The sequence below is a fragment of the Paraburkholderia sp. genome (assembly GCF_004298475.1).
GTDB lineage: Bacteria > Pseudomonadota > Gammaproteobacteria > Burkholderiales > Burkholderiaceae > Paraburkholderia > Paraburkholderia denitrificans.
This window is the reverse complement of record NZ_SCRP01000025.1, coordinates 21,332-38,052: the sequence shown is the minus strand read 5'-3', so window position 1 is coordinate 38,052 and position 16,721 is coordinate 21,332. Positions and strand designations below refer to the sequence as shown.

Annotated in this window: 13 protein-coding genes and 1 pseudogene; 11 read left to right on the top strand and 3 right to left on the bottom strand. The window is 64.3% G+C overall.

The genetic code is table 11. The annotated features are described in order from the left end of the window. Positions 1–152 precede the first annotated feature (152 nt). Both EPN59_RS13555 and EPN59_RS13550 read left to right on the top strand, forming a co-directional pair. Entirely contained in the window at positions 153–1,496 is a 1,344-nt protein-coding gene (locus tag EPN59_RS13555; RefSeq protein WP_293037922.1) for an NAD(P)/FAD-dependent oxidoreductase, read from the top strand. A gap of 36 nt (positions 1,497–1,532) precedes the next feature. Continuing rightward, positions 1,533–1,631, top strand: a pseudogene (locus tag EPN59_RS13550) (twin-arginine translocation signal domain-containing protein); the annotation flags it as partial. Positions 1,632–1,672: 41 nt separating this feature from the next. Here the strand turns inward: EPN59_RS13550 and EPN59_RS13545 are convergent. Both EPN59_RS13545 and EPN59_RS13540 read right to left on the bottom strand, forming a co-directional pair. Beyond that, positions 1,673–2,542, bottom strand: coding sequence for a sulfurtransferase (locus EPN59_RS13545; protein ID WP_293037919.1), 870 nt, complete (start codon positions 2,540–2,542; stop codon positions 1,673–1,675). Positions 2,543–2,704: 162 nt separating this feature from the next. After that, a complete protein-coding gene (locus tag EPN59_RS13540; protein ID WP_293037916.1) occupies positions 2,705–3,811 on the bottom strand; it encodes an aromatic ring-hydroxylating dioxygenase subunit alpha in 1,107 nt (368 codons plus the stop codon). A gap of 419 nt (positions 3,812–4,230) precedes the next feature. Between EPN59_RS13540 and EPN59_RS13535 the strand changes: the two genes are divergently transcribed. The 4 genes from EPN59_RS13535 (at position 4,231) to folE2 (ending at position 8,343) form a co-directional block, all read left to right on the top strand. Then, the gene (locus tag EPN59_RS13535) at positions 4,231–4,479 is read left to right on the top strand and encodes an exodeoxyribonuclease VII small subunit (protein WP_293037980.1); all 249 of its coding nucleotides are present in this window, start codon (positions 4,231–4,233) and stop codon (positions 4,477–4,479) included. After that, positions 4,476–5,369 carry a farnesyl diphosphate synthase gene (locus tag EPN59_RS13530; protein WP_293046173.1) on the top strand — a complete coding sequence of 298 codons (894 nt, stop codon included), beginning with the start codon at positions 4,476–4,478 and terminating at the stop codon, positions 5,367–5,369. Before EPN59_RS13535 ends, EPN59_RS13530 begins: the two co-directional genes overlap by 4 nt. Positions 5,370–5,454: 85 nt before the next feature. Then, positions 5,455–7,362, top strand: a complete 1,908-nt coding sequence (dxs, locus tag EPN59_RS13525; protein ID WP_293034401.1) for a 1-deoxy-D-xylulose-5-phosphate synthase — start codon at positions 5,455–5,457, stop codon at positions 7,360–7,362. A gap of 171 nt (positions 7,363–7,533) precedes the next feature. Next, on the top strand, positions 7,534–8,343 hold the full coding sequence (folE2, locus tag EPN59_RS13520; protein ID WP_293034381.1) for a GTP cyclohydrolase FolE2: 810 nt from the start codon (positions 7,534–7,536) through the stop codon (positions 8,341–8,343). A gap of 89 nt (positions 8,344–8,432) precedes the next feature. Here the strand turns inward: folE2 and tsaD are convergent, their stop codons facing one another. Next, positions 8,433–9,458 (bottom strand): tRNA (adenosine(37)-N6)-threonylcarbamoyltransferase complex transferase subunit TsaD, encoded by a 1,026-nt coding sequence (gene tsaD / locus EPN59_RS13515; RefSeq protein WP_293034402.1) that lies wholly within the window; start codon positions 9,456–9,458, stop codon positions 8,433–8,435. A gap of 174 nt (positions 9,459–9,632) precedes the next feature. On the opposite strand from tsaD, the gene EPN59_RS13510 reads away from it, so the two are divergent. From EPN59_RS13510 to rpoD, 5 genes are all read left to right on the top strand, one after another. Continuing rightward, positions 9,633–10,862, top strand: coding sequence for an NAD(P)/FAD-dependent oxidoreductase (locus tag EPN59_RS13510; RefSeq protein ID WP_293034382.1), 1,230 nt, complete (start codon positions 9,633–9,635; stop codon positions 10,860–10,862). Between the two features lie 69 nt (positions 10,863–10,931). Continuing rightward, positions 10,932–11,144, top strand: coding sequence for a 30S ribosomal protein S21 (gene rpsU / locus EPN59_RS13505; RefSeq protein WP_013434742.1), 213 nt, complete (start codon positions 10,932–10,934; stop codon positions 11,142–11,144). A gap of 320 nt (positions 11,145–11,464) precedes the next feature. Next, entirely contained in the window at positions 11,465–11,911 is a 447-nt protein-coding gene (locus EPN59_RS13500) for a GatB/YqeY domain-containing protein (RefSeq protein ID WP_293034383.1), read from the top strand. A gap of 67 nt (positions 11,912–11,978) precedes the next feature. Then, positions 11,979–13,856, top strand: coding sequence for a DNA primase (gene dnaG / locus EPN59_RS13495; protein WP_293034384.1), 1,878 nt, complete (start codon positions 11,979–11,981; stop codon positions 13,854–13,856). 113 nt (positions 13,857–13,969) lie between these two features. Further along, entirely contained in the window at positions 13,970–16,354 is a 2,385-nt protein-coding gene (rpoD, locus tag EPN59_RS13490) for an RNA polymerase sigma factor RpoD (RefSeq protein ID WP_293046170.1), read from the top strand. Positions 16,355–16,721 lie beyond the last annotated feature (367 nt).

The following is a 16,721-nucleotide window of genomic DNA, read 5'->3' as shown; positions in this document are numbered from 1 at the left end:
CTTTGCCGTAACGAACATGCAATACCCGCGCACGCACGTGTGCGCAGGCGCACGGCTTGTTGCCGTGCGCTCCGTTAGCCGACATTGAGCGGCCGGCCGGCGCACCTCGCCGCCGTGCCGCGTACGCATTTATCGACACGCACGGAGAGTTTATGCATCGTTTTATCGTTGTGGGAGGAGGCGCAGGTGGACTGGAACTGGCGACGCGGTTGGGCGACCGCTACTGCAAGGCGCGCAACGGCCGCGAGCCGCGGGCGAGCGTCACGCTGGTCGACCGCTTTCCAACGCATATCTGGAAGCCGCTGCTGCACGAAGTCGCAGCGGGCAGCATGGACCCGTTCACACAGGAACTCGAATACGCGGCGCAGGCACGCTGGCACGGCTTCGAATTCCAGCAGGGCGAGTTGATCGGACTCGACCGTGCGGCGCGGCGCATCATGCTCGGCGCCGTGAAGGACGATGACGGCGGCGAACTGCTGCCGCCGCGCGAACTCGCCTACGACACGCTTGTGCTGGCAATTGGAAGTACCACGCACTTTTTCGGCGTGCCTGGCGCAGCCGAAAACTCCATCGCGCTCGATACCGTGGCGCAGGCCGAGCGCTTTCGCAAGCGGCTCATCGCGGCGTGCATGCGCGCGGAGCATCAGGTTCCGGAGCCTGCGCCCGCAGGTGCAGCGGTGAGCGGCGAGCCGCGCGTGCAGGTGGCGATCATCGGTGCGGGTGCAACCGGCGTGGAATTGTCCGCCGAACTGCGCAACACGGCGCAGGTGCTGTCCGCGTATGGGCTCCACAAGCTCGATCCGCGCCACGACGTCGGCATCGTGCTGATCGAAGCGGGGCCGCGCATCTTGCCCGCGCTGTCCGAGCGCGTGTCGTCGGCGACCGCCGATCTGCTGCAGAAACTCGGCGTACGTCTCTTGCTTGCCGAGCGGGTCACCGAGGTCGCGCCGGGTGTCGTTCATACGGCAAGCGGCAAGGCCGTGCGCGCGGACCTCACGGTGTGGGCCGCGGGCATCACTGCGCCGCCGGTGCTGGCGCAACTCGACGGACTGCCCGTCAACAAGCTCGGCCAGCTCAGCGTGCGCCGCACGCTGCAGACCGAAATCGACGACAACATCTTCGCGTTCGGAGACTGCGCCGCCTGCGCGTGGCCGGGCAACGAACGCAACGTGCCGCCGCGCGCCCAGGCCGCGCATCAGCAGGCCGTATTCCTGCTGGGGGCGCTGGGCAACCTGCTCGACGGACAGCCGCTGCCGGAATTCACCTATCGCGACTTCGGCTCGCTGGTGTCGCTCGGTCACTTCAGCGCGGTCGGCAATCTGATGGGCGGTGTGATCGGCGGGAACATGTTGATCGAAGGGCTGTTTGCGCGTTTCATGTACATGTCGCTGTACCGTCTGCACATTGCCGCGTTGCACGGCTACGCGCGCATGGTGCTCGACACGTTTGCGCACTGGCTGCGCCGCACCACGCTGCCGCGCGTGAAGCTGCATTGAAGGCCGCAGGCGCCGTCGTCGAACGAGGAGCGTTGCATGCTGAAGCCCGATGTCGATTCCCTTGTTCCGCACGTGCCGTTCGACCGGCGCACCTTCCTGAAAACCGCACTCGGCAGCGGCTTTGCCGCTGCCGTGCGGTTGAAACGCTGGAAGGTTGTAAGGGGACCTGGGCGTGCTCAGGGATTCGGCCCCGTCGCGACCGGACGCGACGGGTCGGCGCACCACTCGCTCCACGAACCGGCGTAGAGCGCCGCGCCGTGCAGTCCGGCGATTTCCATCGCGAGTGCGTTATGGCATGCCGTCACGCCCGAGCCGCATTGCAGCACGGCATGCTCGGGCGTCTTGCCCGCGAGCACGGCCGTAAAGTCCTCGCGCAGCGTGTGCGCGGGCTTGAAACGGCCATCGGCGGTGAGGTTGTCCTTGAAGAAACGGTTGCGCGCGCCGGGAATATGGCCGCCGACCGGATCGACCGTTTCGTTCTCTCCGCGATAGCGGTCGGCTGCGCGTGCGTCGAGCACGACGAGTTCGTGCGTCGAAAGGTTGCGCACGACGCCCTGCACGTCGATCGTCACCTGTAGCGGCGCGCCCGCCTTGAAGTTGCCTTTGACGGCGTGCGGCACGTCCGTCGATAACGGATTGCCGGCTGCTTCCCATGCCTGCAGGCCGCCGTCGAGCACGGCGACCGAGTCGTGACCGAGCCAGCGCAGCAGCCACCACAGACGCGCTGCGTAAGAGCCGCCTTGCGCGTCGTACGCGACAACCTGCTGCCCCTCGTTGAGGCCCCGGGCCGCGAGCGTGTTCACGAGCGCCGCACGATCGGGCAGCGGATGACGGCCGTTCTTGCCGGTCTTCGCGCCGGACAGATCGCGGTCGAGATGCAGATACTGCGCGCCCGGAATGTGACCGGCCGCCCAGGCGGTTTCGCCCACGTCGGGGTTGACGAGGTCGAAGCGGCAATCGAACACGAGTGTGCTGCCGGGCGCGGCGGCCAGACGCTCATGGAGATTGGCGGCGGAGATCAGCGTGGTGTGATGGGTGTGCGGCATGACGACGGCTCCTGATGGATGCGCGGCCGGCAAGGCCGGCCCGATGCCTTCAGTCTAAACAAAAAGACGGACCGAAGCCCGTCTTTCGTTCTGGCCGGTCATGACCCGAGCCGAGGCATTCCGAACGTGCCTGGAGGGTGCCTGGAAGATGCCTGGGGGTGCCTAGAGGGTGCCCAGCTCGCGGCGCAAGAACGCGTGAAAGTGCTGCATGCCGTCTTCCATCGGGCTCTGGTACGGGCCGACCTCCGATTCGCCGCGCTCGAGGAGCGCACGGCGGCCGGCGTCCATGCGCTCGGCGATCTCGTCGTCTTCGATGGCCGTTTCCATATAGGCTGCGCGTTCCGCCTCGACGAACTCGCGCTCGAAGAGCTTGATTTCCTCGGGGTAATAGAACTCGACGATGTTCATCGTCTTCTGCGTGCCCTGCGGAATCAGCCACGACAGGACGAGCACGTGCGGGTACCACTCGATCATCAGATTCGGGTAGTAGACCATCCAGATCGCGCCGAACTCCGGCGGCACGCCGTTGCGATAGCGCAGAACCTCGTCGTGCCACTTGCGGTAGGTCGGGCTGCCGGCCTTGTCGAGACGGTTGTGCACGCCCACGGTTTGCACGCTGTACCACTCGCCGAATTCCCATTTCAGGTCGTCGCACGACACGAAATTGCCGAGGCCCGGGTGGAACGGGACGACGTGGTAATCCTCCAGATAGACCTCGATGAAGGTCTTCCAGTTGTAGTTGCACTCGTGGATCTCGACGTGATCGAACATGAAGTCCGTGAAGTCGAGATGCTGCGCCGGGCCGAGCTGGGCGAGGTCGCGCGCCACGTCGCGGCCCGCGGCTTCGAACAGCAGGCCGTTCCATTTCTGCAGCGGCGTGCTGCTCAGGTTCAGGCAGGGGTTGTCCGCGAAGTGCGGCGCGCCGAGCAGGTCGCCCTTGAGGTCGTAGGTCCAGCGGTGCAGCGGGCAGACGATATTGTCGGCCGTGCCGCGGCCGTTCAGCATGATGGCCTGGCGGTGACGGCAAACGTTCGAGAGCAGCTCGACCTGATCGTGCTGGTTGCGCACCAGCACGCGCCCCTCGTTCTCGCTCGGCAGGGCAAAATAATTCCCCGCCTCGGGCACCATCAGTTCGTGCCCGACATAACGGGGACCTTTCTGGAAAAGCGTTGCGATTTCGCGCTTCAGTAGCGCATCGTCAAAATAAGCGGTGACTGGCAGCTGGCAGTCGATGGAATGCAGCTGCAATGCCTTGCTCAGATTGGACATTCCCACTCCCGATGAAGACGTGAAAGCAGTGAACAACCCAACCATCGAAGATTCGATTTAGGGAGCGGGGGATTATACTCGCTTACCTCTCTGTGGGGTAGCTAAGTCACTGATTTTTGCCAAAATTGCGTGCCAGCAACGGTGTAATTTCGTCAAAGGGATTAATTTCGGTCAGCATCCGATATAACGTGCCGACGTCTTGTGCGTCTGCGAGCGGGGCTATCGGCACGCTTTTGGCGTAGAATCTCCGCCTTGTTTGAATTCTGCGACGACCCATGGCTAAATCCGCATCGAGAGACAGTGCAGCGGAGCGTGCTGCGGCCGCCGAAAGTGGTAACAGCGGTGGCAACGGCGGCGCCAACAGCAGTGCCAACAGCGGCGGTGCCGGCACCGGGAATCAGGCCGGCGGCGACGGCGGGATGCAGCCGGAGAGCTACGAGGCCGCACTGGCGGAACTCGATACGCTCGTGGCGCGCATGGAAGGCGGCAGCCTGAGTCTCGAGGAATCGCTGGCTGCCTATCGGCGCGGCGCCGTGCTGGTGAAGTTCTGCCAGCAGCAGCTGGAGAAGGTTGAACAACAGGTGCGCGTGCTCGACGGCGAAACGCTTCGGCCCGTGCCCCCCAATACAACAGGCAGTTCCGCCGAGGGCGGAGACGACGATCTATGACATTCGAACAATGGACCCGGCTCGTGCTGGACCGGGTCGAAACCGCGCTCGAACACTATTTACCGGCAGCCAGCGAGCTGCCTGCGACCTTGCACGACGCCATGCGTTACGCGGTGCTCGGCGGCGGCAAGCGCGTGCGGCCGCTTCTGTGCCATGCCGCGGGCGAGCTGACCGGTGCAACGCCCGAAGCGCTCGACGCGGCGTCCTGTGCGCTGGAGATGATCCACGTCTACTCGCTCGTGCACGACGACATGCCGTGCATGGACGACGATGATTTGCGTCGCGGCAAGCCGACGGTCCACGTGAAATACGACGAACCGACCGCGCTGCTGGTTGGCGACGCGCTGCAATCGCAAGCTTTCATTACACTGACGTCGGACGTGCCGGGGCTGCGCGATGCGGCGTCGCGCCAGGCTGCGCTCGTGCGCGAACTCGCGCTGGCGAGCGGCTCGATCGGCATGGCGGGCGGTCAGGCCATCGACCTCGCGAGCGTCGGCCGTGCGCTTTCGCGCGAAGAACTCGAAACCATGCATCGGCTGAAGACGGGCGCGCTGCTGCGCGCGGCGGTTCGCATGGGCGCGGTGGCGGGCGAAACGCCTTCCGCCGATACGCTGCGCGCGCTCGACGCGTACGCGGCAGCTGTGGGCCTCGCTTTCCAGGTGGTGGACGACATTCTCGACGTCACCGCCGATTCGGCAACGCTCGGCAAGACCGCTGGCAAGGACGCGAAGGACGGCAAGCCGACCTACGTGTCGATCATCGGTCTGGACGCGTCGCGTGCGCTCGCGCAGCAATTGCGCAGCGACGCGCATGCCGCGCTCGAACCGTTCGGCGCACGCGCGCAGCGCCTCGCCGAACTGGCTGATCTGGTTGTCAACCGGGTGAGCTGATTACGCTAATCCGCCCGCGCGCATGAAAGGGGAGTAATGCGCTGCAGAAGTGCGGGAGCGACCGATTTCCTACCATGGAACGACGATGTACGACTTGCTGAAAACCATTGACGACCCGGCGGATTTGCGCCGCCTCGATCGCCGGCAGTTGCAACCGCTTGCCGATGAACTGCGTGCCTTCGTTCTCGACAGCGTCTCGCAAACGGGCGGCCACCTGTCGTCCAACCTCGGTACGGTCGAACTGACGATCGCGCTGCATTACGTGTTCGACACGCCGCGCGACCGCATCGTCTGGGACGTCGGGCATCAGACCTACCCGCACAAGATCCTGACCGGCCGCCGCGACCAGATGCACTCGCTGCGTCAGTTCGGCGGCATCTCGGGTTTCCCGCGCCGCGACGAGTCGGAATACGACACGTTCGGCACCGCGCATTCGAGCACGTCGATTTCGGCGGCGCTCGGCATGGCCATCGCGAGCAAGCTCAAGGGCGAGAACCACCTGGGCATCGCCGTGATCGGCGACGGCGCGATGACGGCCGGCATGGCCTTCGAGGCGATGAACAACGCGGGCGTCGAGGACGATGTGCCGCTGCTCGTCATTCTCAACGACAACGACATGTCGATCTCGCCGCCGGTCGGCGCGCTGAACCGCCACCTCGCGCGACTGATGTCGGGCCGTTTCTACGCCGCCGCGCGCGCGGGCGTGGAGCGCGTGCTGCGCCATGCGCCGCCGGTGCTCGACCTCGCGCGCAGGCTCGAAGAGCACGCGAAGGGCATGATCGTGCCGGCCACGCTGTTCGAGGAATTCGGCTTCAACTACATCGGGCCGATCGACGGCCACGATCTCGATTCGCTGATCCCGACGCTGCAAAACATCAAGGAACTGCGCGGCCCGCAGTTCCTGCACGTCGTGACGAAGAAAGGCCAGGGCTACAAGCTCGCCGAAGCCGATCCGGTTCTCTACCACGGCCCCGGCAAGTTCAACCCGGCAGAAGGCATCAAGCCGTCGGCGACGCCCTCCAAGAAGACCTATACGCAAGTCTTCGGCGAATGGCTGTGCGACGCGGCCGAACTGGATGCGCGCGTGGTCGGCATCACGCCGGCGATGCGCGAAGGCTCGGGTCTCGTCGAGTTCGAAAAGCGCTACCCGGATCGCTACTACGACGTCGGCATCGCCGAGCAACATGCGGTGACGTTCGCGGGCGGTCTCGCGGCCGAGGGCCTCAAGCCCGTCGTCGCGATCTACTCGACCTTCCTGCAGCGCGCCTACGACCAGGTGATCCACGACGTGGCGCTGCAGAACCTGCCGGTCGTGTTCGCGATCGACCGCGCGGGCCTCGTCGGCGCGGACGGCGCGACGCATGCGGGCGCCTACGATCTCGCGTTCATGCGCTGCATCCCGAACATGATGATCATGTGCGCGTCGGACGAAAACGAGTGCCGCCAGATGCTCTACACGGGGCTGCAGCAGGACTGCCCCACGGCCGTGCGTTATCCGCGCGGCGCGGGCACGGGCGTCGCAACCGTCAAGCAGATGGCCGCGCTGCCGGTCGGCAAGGGCGAAATCCGCCGCGAGAGCAACGCAGCCGCGGGCAAGCGCATTGCGATCCTCGCGTTCGGCACGATGGTGCCGCCGTCGCTCGCCGCCGCTGAGGAGCTCGACGCCACCGTCGCGAACATGCGCTTCGTGAAGCCGCTCGACGCTGATCTCGTGCGCGAGCTGGCGGCAACCCACGACTACCTCGTGACCGTCGAGGAAGGCTGCATCATGGGCGGCGCGGGCTCGGCCTGCGTGGAATCCCTGCTCGCCAGCGGGGTTATCAAGCCCGTACTACAATTGGGCCTCCCCGACCGCTTCATCGACCACGGCGACCCGGCAAAACTGCTGGCGCTTGCCGGGCTCGACGCGGCAGGGATTGCGAAGTCGATTCGCGAGCGCTTCCTCGATCACGTGACGAACGCGTCCGGCAAGTCGGTGATGCGCGTCGCGTAAGCGCCTCGCGGCGCACGGCCCGGTGTCGTTGGCGGCACCGGCTGCCACGATTGCCCACTTTCCGTATGAACCGGCGGCCGGGTTTTCGGACCTGGAACCGCCAGCCTGCGCCGGCTTTTGCCGGCGCTTGTCATTGCGCGCTACGTTGTGTGCAGCCCAAAGGATAAGAACATGAACCAAATGAGCACGGATTTCTTGATGCCGGACGTGCAAAGCTCCGTCGATCTCCGCCAGATCCCGATCCAGCGCGTGGGCGTGAAGTCCGTTCGTCATCCGCTGCTCGTGAAGACCGGCAATGGCGACGTGCAGCCGACGGTCGGCACGTGGAACCTCGACGTTCATCTGCCTGCGAACCAGAAGGGCACGCACATGTCGCGCTTCGTTGCGCTACTTGAAGGCAACAAGGCGCCGCTCGAACCCGCGACGTTCCGCACGATGCTGGCCGTGATGCTCGACAAGCTCGAATCGCAGGCCGGCCGTATCGAGGTGTCGTTTCCGTACTTCGTGAAGAAGGTCGCGCCGGTATCGGGCGTCGAAAGTCTGATGGACTACGAAGTAACGCTCGTGGGCGACATGCGTGAGGGCGCGGCGCGCCTGTTCCTGAAGGTGGTCGTGCCGGTGACGAGCCTGTGTCCGTGCTCGAAAAAAATCTCGCAGTACGGTGCGCACAACCAGCGCTCGCATGTGACGATCGATGCCGAACTCGCGGACGATCTGCCGGTGGAAGACCTGATCCGGATCGCCGAGGAAGAGGCTTCGTGCGAGCTGTGGGGACTGCTCAAGCGTCCGGACGAGAAGTTCGTGACCGAGCGTGCGTATGAAAATCCGAAATTCGTCGAGGATCTCGTGCGCGACGTGGCCGTTCGCCTGAACAACGATCGCCGTATTGTCGCGTATGTGCTGGAGGCCGAGAACTTCGAGTCGATCCACAATCACAGCGCGTATGCCGTTATTGAGCATGACAAGCGCGTGCGGGGGTGAGTGCTGCTGGAATTGGCGCAATGAAAAGCCGCCTCTCGGGGCGGCTTTTTTACGTCATCAAGCCGTCGATGCGGCTGATGCAGTGACAGTCAACGCGCGAGCGAAGACAGATCCCAGCGAGGCTTGACCGTGAACGCGTAGTCGCGCGTGGCCTGTTCGGGCCAGCGTTGGAGCCGCATCGCGCCCGCGAGCGCGATCATTGCGCCGTTGTCGGTGCACAGCTGCAGATCCGGGTAATGCACTTCGAAGCCGCGCTTTTGCGCCGCTGCCGACAGCGTCTCGCGCAACTGCCGGTTCGCGCCGACACCGCCCGCCACCACGAGCCGATTGAGTTTCGTGCGCTTGAGCGCGGCGATGGACTTCGCGGCCAGCACCTCGACGGCCGCATCGACAAACCCGAGCGCGATGTCGGCCTTGCCCTGTTCGCAGATGTTCGTGCCGATTCGCTTCACGTGGGTGAGCACGGCGGTCTTGAGCCCGCTGAAGCTGAAGTCGAGGTCGCCCGAGTGCAGCATCGGCCGTGGCAACTCGATGGCGCCGGGCACGCCGAATTCGGCGAGCCGCGACACTTCCGGTCCGCCCGGATAGCCGAGTCCGAGCAGCTTGGCGGTTTTGTCGAAGGCTTCGCCGGCGGCGTCGTCGAGCGTTTCGCCGAGTGTTTCATAGACGCCGACGTCGGTCACGCGCATCAGTTGCGTGTGGCCGCCCGACACGAGCAACGCGACGAACGGAAACGGCGGTGGCGCATCGACGAGCAGCGGCGAGAGCAGGTGCCCTTCGAGGTGATGGATGCCGATGGTCGGCAGGTCCCAGGCCATCGCGAGCGCATTGGCGACGCTTGCGCCGACCAGCAGCGCGCCCGCGAGACCGGGGCCCTGCGTGTAGGCGATGGCGTCGATGTCGCTGCGCGTGGCGCCGCTCTTGTCGAGCACCTCTTCGAGCAGCGGCAGTGCGCGGCGGATATGGTCGCGCGACGCGAGTTCGGGCACGACGCCGCCGTACTCGCGGTGCATGGCGATCTGGGAATGCAGAGCGTGTGCGAGCAGGCCGCGCTCGGTGTCGTAGAGCGCGAGGCCGGTTTCGTCGCAGGAGCTTTCGATGCCAAGAACGAGCATGGTGGGGCGTGCAACGGCGCCGGTTGGGTAGAAAACCACGACCGAAAACCGTTGTGAATTCGAAATGTAAAAGTAGCTTGGGAGTATATCAGTGCGGGCGATGGGCGGCTGCCGGGCTCCGGAGCCGGAGTCAGGCGCAGCGGCGTGCCGCCGCGCGCAGGTAGAATGCGCGCCATGGAATCATTCGACATCGCCGTGATCGGCGCAGGCGCGGCCGGCATGATGTGTGCGGCGGTTGCGGGGCAGCAGGGACGCCGCGTGGCGCTGATCGATCACGCGCCGCGGCTCGCGGAAAAGATCCGCATTTCGGGCGGCGGGCGCTGCAACTTCACGAATCTGCACGCGGGCCCGGCCAACTATCTCTCGAACAATCCGCACTTTTGCCGCTCGGCGCTCGCGCGCTACACGCCGCGTGATTTTCTCGCGCTGCTGCGTCAGCATCGCGTGACCTGGCACGAAAAGCACAAGGGCCAGCTGTTCTGCGACCAGTCGAGCGAGGCGATCATCGAGGTCCTGCGCGCCGAGTGCGACGCCGGGCGCGTCGCGTGGCGCAGGCCGCTGCCGGTCGAAACGGTGAGCCATGCGGACGGCTCGGGCTTCACCCTCGGCACGCCGCACGGGACGATTGGCGCACGCGCGCTCGTGATCGCGACCGGCGGATTGTCGATTCCGGCGATCGGCGCGACCGATTTTGCGTACCGCATCGCGAAGCAGTTCGGCCACAAGCTCGTCGACATGCGTCCCGCACTGGTGCCGCTCACGTTCGCGCAGCAGGACTGGGCGCCCTATGTGCCGCTTTCCGGCGTGTCGCTCGGGGTCAACGTGGCGACCGGCGAGCGCAAGACGGGCGGCGCATTCGACGAAGACCTGCTGTTCACCCATCGCGGGCTGTCCGGCCCGGGCGTACTGCAGATTTCGAGCTACTGGCAGCCGGGGCAGCCGATCCGCGTGAACCTGCTGCCGGAGCACGATGCCGCGGCGGCGCTGGTCGAGGCCAAGAGCGCCACGAAACGCCAGATCGGCAACCTGCTCGCCGAATGGGTGCCCGCGCGGCTCGCACATGCCTGGCTGGAGGCCCACCAGGTGCCGATCGACGCACGCCTCGCGGATCTGCCGGACAAGACCTTGCGGCGCATCGGTGATGGTCTCTCGCAATGGACGCTCACGCCCACCGGCACCGAAGGCTACAAGAAGGCCGAGGTGACGCGCGGCGGCGTCGATACCCGCGAGCTTTCGTCGGCCACGATGATGAGCCGGCGCACGCCGGGGCTGTATTTCATCGGCGAGGCCGTGGACGTGACGGGTTGGCTCGGCGGCTACAATTTTCAGTGGGCCTGGGCTTCGGGCGTGGCGGCTGGCGAGGCCGCTTCGGCGTTCGCGATGGCGGGCTCCGGCGGGGCTTGACCCGCTCCTTTATTTGCGAAATCGCTCTGCTATACTCAGTTTTCTTTAGCCCAGATCCGTTATTGGAAAATGACGACCATCCGCGTAAAAGAAAACGAACCCTTTGAAGTGGCCATGCGCCGCTTCAAGCGCACGATCGAAAAGAATGGTCTTCTGACCGAGCTTCGTGCGCGTGAGTTTTACGAGAAGCCGACGGCCGAACGCAAGCGGAAGAAGGCGGCGGCGGTCAAGCGCCACTTCAAGCGCCTGCGCAGCCAGATGCTGCCGAAGAAGCTGTACTGATTCTAGCGGCGCCACGGCTCGTACCCCGGGCGCTACGGCGGCCAGGCCTGTCCTGCCCACCAGTCGGCAGCGCCGCTGCGGCCAGTTAATTGAAAAAGCGCTGGAAAGAGCGCCGGGTAAGGCGCCGGGTAAAGCGGCCGTTGCCGCCTCTCTGGTGTGGTCGCCACCATCAAGCGTTTGCGCCGACCCGCCTGGAAGCGTTTCCAGGCGGGTTTTTGCATTTGATATGATGTTTGCCCGCGCACGCTGAGCGAGGCATGCAGCCCCAGCGTCTGGGTTTGCCCAGGTATTAGAAACCCTCAACGTATTTCAGGTGAGTGATGAGCCTCAAGGACCGAATCAACGACGACATGAAAGCCGCGATGCGCGCGCGCGAAACCGGGCGCCTCGCCACGATTCGTCTGCTGCTCGCCGCAATCAAGCAACGCGAAGTCGACGAGCGCGTGACGCTCGACGACGCCGCCATCACGGCGGTCATCGACAAGATGATCAAGCAACGCAAGGATTCGATCAGCCAGTTCGAGGCGGCGGGCCGCATGGACCTCGTCGAGAACGAAACGGCCGAGCTGAAGGTGCTTGCCGGCTACATGCCCGAGCAGCTCTCGGAGGCCGAGATCGCCGCCGAGGTGCAGGCCGCCGTGGCCCAGTCCGGCGCCGCGGGCCCGCAGGACATGGGCAAGGTGATGGGCGTACTCAAGCCGAAGCTCGCCGGCCGCGCCGACATGACGGCCGTGTCCGCGCTGGTCAAGGCAGCGCTCGCGAAGTAACGGGGTGTAGCCCGGCAACGGGCAACGTTCCTAGCGCCACACACGCAGCCGGACTACATCCGTCCCGATGATTCCGCATTCGTTTTTGCAGGATCTGCTGAACCGCGTCGATATCGTCGACGTGGTGGGACGTTACGTGCAGCTCAAGAAGGGCGGCGCGAACTTCATGGGGCTGTGCCCGTTCCACAACGAAAAGAGCCCTTCATTTACCGTTAGCCCAACGAAGCAGTTCTATCACTGCTTCGGCTGCGGCGCGCACGGCACGGCCATCGGCTTCCTGATGGAGCATGCCGGTTTCACGTTCCCCGAGGCCGTCAACGAACTCGCGCAATCGGTCGGGCTTACGGTGCCGCAGGAACCGTCGCCGATCCGTGGCGGCGTTGGCGCAGGCGGGGCGGGCGGCTACGCGCCGGGTCCGTCGAGGGCCGTGGCGACCGCTTTGTCCGACGTCATGCAGGCTGCGTGCGATTACTACCGCAAGCAATTGCGCAGCGCCCCGAATGCGATCCAGTACCTGAAAAAACGCGGTCTCACCGGCGAGATCGCGGCCCGCTTCGGCCTGGGTTACGCCCCCGACGGTTGGCAGAACCTCGAATCCGCATTTTCCGACTATCGCGACGAGTCGCTTGTCGAAGCGGGGCTCGTGATCGTCAGCGAAAAGCAGGACGGCCAGGGACAGGCGCGCCGCTACGACCGCTTCCGCGACCGGGTCATGTTTCCGATCCGTAACGTCAAGGGCCAGGTGATCGGCTTCGGCGGGCGGGTGCTGGACGGCGGCGAACCCAAGTATTTGAATTCGCCGGAAACGCCACTATTTAACAAGGGCAGCGAATTGTATGGGCTGTTCGAGGCGCGTCTTGCGATCCGCGAGCAGCAATATGTGCTGGTGGTCGAAGGGTATATGGACGTGGTGGCGCTCGCGCAACTCGGGTTCCAGAACGCCGTGGCGACGCTCGGCACCGCGTGCACGCCGATCCACGTACAGAAGCTCCTCCGTCAGACCGATACGGTGATCTTCAGCTTCGACGGCGATGCGGCGGGCCGCCGTGCGGCGCGGCGGGCGCTCGACGCGTGCCTGCCCCATGCCGCGGACAACCGCACCATCCGGTTCCTGTTCCTGCCCACGGAGCACGACCCGGACAGCTACGTCCGTGAGTTCGGCGCCGAGGCGTTCAGGGAGCAGGTCGACCGGGCGATGCCGCTGTCGCAGTTCATGCTGAACGAGGTGCTGACGGGCAAGGAACTGGATCAGCCGGAGGGCCGCGCCCGCGCGCTCTTCGACGCCAAGCCGCTCCTGCAGGCGCTGCCGGCGAACGCGTTGCGCGCGCAGATCATGCATATGTTCGCGGACCGGCTCGACGTGCCGTTCGAGGAAGTGGCGGCGCTGTGCGAGGTCGATGCCCGGATCGCCCAGGCGGTGCGTGGGGCGCCCGCGCGCAAGGACCGGCATCTCGTGACCGGGATCGAGCGCAAGGCGCTGCGCAACCTCGTGATGCACCCGCGGATCGTGGTGCAGCTCGGCGAGGAGGCCGAACAGGCGCTGATCACGCTCACGCGGCACGGCGAACTGTTCGAGGAAGTCACGACGCATGCCCGCGCGCTGGGCGATGCGGCGGAATTTCAGCTGCTTTCAGACCTCTTGCGAAACGGGGTCAATGCTCCGACCTTTGAAGAGATTTTTCGTGAAATTCTGGACTATGATGAAAACGTCCGGGATTTACTGATGAAAAATCCAGAAGATGGCGCGGTAGTGGAGGAGCGGCGCGAGCAGGAGCGGCTGGTTGGCGAGGAGCTGATGGCGGCGATCCTCAAGATGCGTTACGATACGTGCTGCGACCGGCTCGACGTGCTGTCGCGTCAATCGCGGCATACGCCTGAAGAACTGGCGGAACTGATGAGACTGAATCAGACACGGGCTGACATGAAACGTCAGCTCGGTTTGTAAGGAGGACCGCGCGGAAGGGCTGGTGCCCCACGCGCTATAATAAAAGGTTCTCAGCGGTTTGTTTTTGTTTTTTTCCGGGCGGTTACCCAGCTTCCTGCAAGGACGGAATGGCAATGGCAAAGACTACAGGCGAAAAGAAGGCGACGGTCAAGGGCTCGACGGAGCCGTCCACGACGGTCACAGAGACCAGTGCCGCTCGTTCCGCCAGAACGACGTCCGCTACCAGCACCGACTCTGCTGCCCCAAAGAAAATCAAGTCTGCTTCGGCCGTGCGAGCGGCGCCGACACGCGCGGCGAAAGCTGCAACGCCGGCCACGAAGCGATCCGGTTCGAGTAGTGCAAGGCAAGCGCCTGCCGACGCGGACGATTCGGTAGAGCGCGAGGCTCCAGTATCCACGGTTCAAGAGGCTGTTGTCCCACAGCCGCGAGTCGAGACTAAAGCCGGTACGGCCACCTCCATGACGAAAAAGCTGAACGAAGTATCCGTCGATGACGACGCGCGCCAGAGCGAAGAAAGCACGCCCGCCACGGGCAAGGTCGAAAAGGCCCGTGCGCGCGACCGGCGAGCGAAGGAAAAGGCGCTGCTGAAAGACGCGTTCGCGTCGTCGCAGCCGGGCACCGTCGAAGAACTCGAGGAGCGCCGCTCGAAGCTGCGCGCGCTCATCAAGCTGGGCAAGGAACGCGGCTTCCTTACGTACGCCGAAATCAACGATCACCTGCCGGACAACTTCACGGAAACCGAGGCGATCGAAGGCATCATCAGCACCTTCAACGACATGGGCGTGGCCGTGTACGAGCAGGCGCCCGATGCCGAAACGCTGCTGCTCAACGACAACGCGCCGAACGCTTCTTCGGATGACGAAGTAGAAGAGGAAGCCGAAGTCGCGCTTTCGACTGTCGATTCGGAATTCGGCCGCACGACCGATCCTGTGCGCATGTACATGCGCGAAATGGGTACGGTCGAACTGCTTACGCGCGAAGGCGAAATCGAAATTGCCAAGCGCATCGAGGACGGCCTCAAGCACATGGTCATGGCGATCTCAGCGTGCCCGACCACGATCGCCGACATCCTCGCGATGGCCGAGCGCGTGGCGAACGACGAGATTCGCGTGGACGAACTCGTCGACGGCCTGATCGATCCGAACGCCGAGGACACGGACGGTTTCTCCGCGCAGGCAGCGGAAGAAATCGAGAGCGAGGACGAAGAAGCCGAAGAGGAAGAAGAGGAGGAAGAGGAAGAAGACGAGGGCACGGCGCAGGCGACGGCCAACGCGGCCCAGCTCGAAGCGCTCAAGCGCGCGTCGCTCGAAAAATTCGCGCTCATCAGCGATTGGTTCGACAAGATGCGCCGTGCGTTCGAAAAGGAAGGCTACAAGTCGAAGTCCTACCTCAAGGCGCAGGAAACGATCCAGAACGAACTGATGTCGATCCGCTTCACGGCGCGCACCGTCGAACGTCTGTGCGACACGTTGCGTGCGCAAGTAGATGAAGTGCGCCAGGTCGAGCGCCAGATCCTGCACACCGTCGTGGACAAATGCGGCATGCCGCGTTCGGAATTCATCGCGCGCTTCCCCGGCAACGAAACGGACCTCGACTGGAGCGACAAGATCGTCTCCGAGAGCCACGCGTATAGCGGGATTCTTTCGCGCAATATTCCGGCGATTCGCGAGCAGCAGCAACGTCTGCTCGATCTGCAGGCGCGCGTGGTGCTGCCGCTGAAGGACCTGAAGGAAACCAACCGCCAGATGGCGGCCGGCGAACTGAAGGCGCGTCAGGCGAAGCGCGAGATGACCGAGGCCAACCTGCGTCTTGTGATCTCGATTGCGAAGAAGTACACGAATCGCGGCTTGCAGTTCCTCGATCTGATCCAGGAAGGCAACATTGGCCTGATGAAGGCGGTGGACAAGTTCGAATATCGCCGCGGCTACAAGTTTTCGACGTACGCGACATGGTGGATTCGCCAGGCCATTACGCGCTCGATCGCGGACCAGGCGCGCACGATCCGCATTCCGGTTCATATGATCGAGACGATCAACAAGATGAACCGCATTTCGCGGCAGATTCTGCAGGAAACCGGTCTCGAGCCGGATCCGGCGACGCTGGCCGAGAAGATGGAAATGCCCGAGGACAAGATCCGCAAGATCATGAAGATCGCGAAGGAACCGATCTCCATGGAAACGCCGATCGGCGACGACGACGATTCGCATCTGGGCGACTTCATCGAGGATACGAACACGGTCGCGCCTGCGGACGCCGCGCTGCATGCGTCGATGCGCGACGTCGTGAAGGACGTGCTCGATTCGCTCACGCCGCGCGAAGCGAAGGTATTGCGCATGCGCTTCGGCATCGAGATGAGCACCGATCACACGCTCGAAGAAGTGGGCAAGCAGTTCGACGTCACGCGTGAACGGATCCGCCAGATCGAGGCGAAGGCGCTGCGCAAGCTGCGTCACCCGAGCCGCTCGGACAAGCTGAAGTCGTTCCTCGAAGGCAATTGATGCGCGCCCGGCGCACGCACTTCAAGCGTGTGCCGTGGCCGGACCGGCATTGTTTCGCGTTGTTTCGTATATGATGTCGGCCTGTCGTCGCTGTCGTCAGGCGAATAAGGCCCGGCCTTTTGATAGACCGGGCTTTTTTGTCGATCAGGACGGCACGGGCGATACGCGGGTAACAAGCTGGCTAAAAGCGCGCCTTGGTCGCATATGGCCAAATGCAGTAGAATCGCAGGTTCTGGGCCTCTAGCTCATGCTTGGTTAGAGCAGCGGACTTGGCAAGTGTCATCCTGCAACTCGCAAGAGGATGGACGGCACTGATTGGGTTGCCTTGGGGTAAGTTCGCTCTGCCCCCTGGTAGAACTGCTCAAAT

What these genes read in the sequence shown, in the direction of transcription:
- EPN59_RS13500 (WP_293034383.1), top strand. Translation starts at nt 11,465, where the DNA reads ATGAGCCTCAAGGACCGAATCAACGACGACATGAAAGCCGCGATGCGC.
- EPN59_RS13545 (WP_293037919.1), bottom strand. Translation starts at nt 2,542, where the DNA reads ATGCCGCACACCCATCACACCACGCTGATCTCCGCCGCCAATCTCCAT.
- rpsU (WP_013434742.1), top strand. Translation starts at nt 10,932, where the DNA reads ATGACGACCATCCGCGTAAAAGAAAACGAACCCTTTGAAGTGGCCATG.
- EPN59_RS13510 (WP_293034382.1), top strand. Translation starts at nt 9,633, where the DNA reads ATGGAATCATTCGACATCGCCGTGATCGGCGCAGGCGCGGCCGGCATG.
- EPN59_RS13555 (WP_293037922.1), top strand. Translation starts at nt 153, where the DNA reads ATGCATCGTTTTATCGTTGTGGGAGGAGGCGCAGGTGGACTGGAACTG.
- folE2 (WP_293034381.1), top strand. Translation starts at nt 7,534, where the DNA reads ATGAACCAAATGAGCACGGATTTCTTGATGCCGGACGTGCAAAGCTCC.
- dnaG (WP_293034384.1), top strand. Translation starts at nt 11,979, where the DNA reads ATGATTCCGCATTCGTTTTTGCAGGATCTGCTGAACCGCGTCGATATC.
- tsaD (WP_293034402.1), bottom strand. Translation starts at nt 9,458, where the DNA reads ATGCTCGTTCTTGGCATCGAAAGCTCCTGCGACGAAACCGGCCTCGCG.
- dxs (WP_293034401.1), top strand. Translation starts at nt 5,455, where the DNA reads ATGTACGACTTGCTGAAAACCATTGACGACCCGGCGGATTTGCGCCGC.
- rpoD (WP_293046170.1), top strand. Translation starts at nt 13,970, where the DNA reads ATGGCAAAGACTACAGGCGAAAAGAAGGCGACGGTCAAGGGCTCGACG.
- EPN59_RS13530 (WP_293046173.1), top strand. Translation starts at nt 4,476, where the DNA reads ATGACATTCGAACAATGGACCCGGCTCGTGCTGGACCGGGTCGAAACC.
- EPN59_RS13540 (WP_293037916.1), bottom strand. Translation starts at nt 3,811, where the DNA reads ATGTCCAATCTGAGCAAGGCATTGCAGCTGCATTCCATCGACTGCCAG.
- EPN59_RS13535 (WP_293037980.1), top strand. Translation starts at nt 4,231, where the DNA reads ATGCAGCCGGAGAGCTACGAGGCCGCACTGGCGGAACTCGATACGCTC.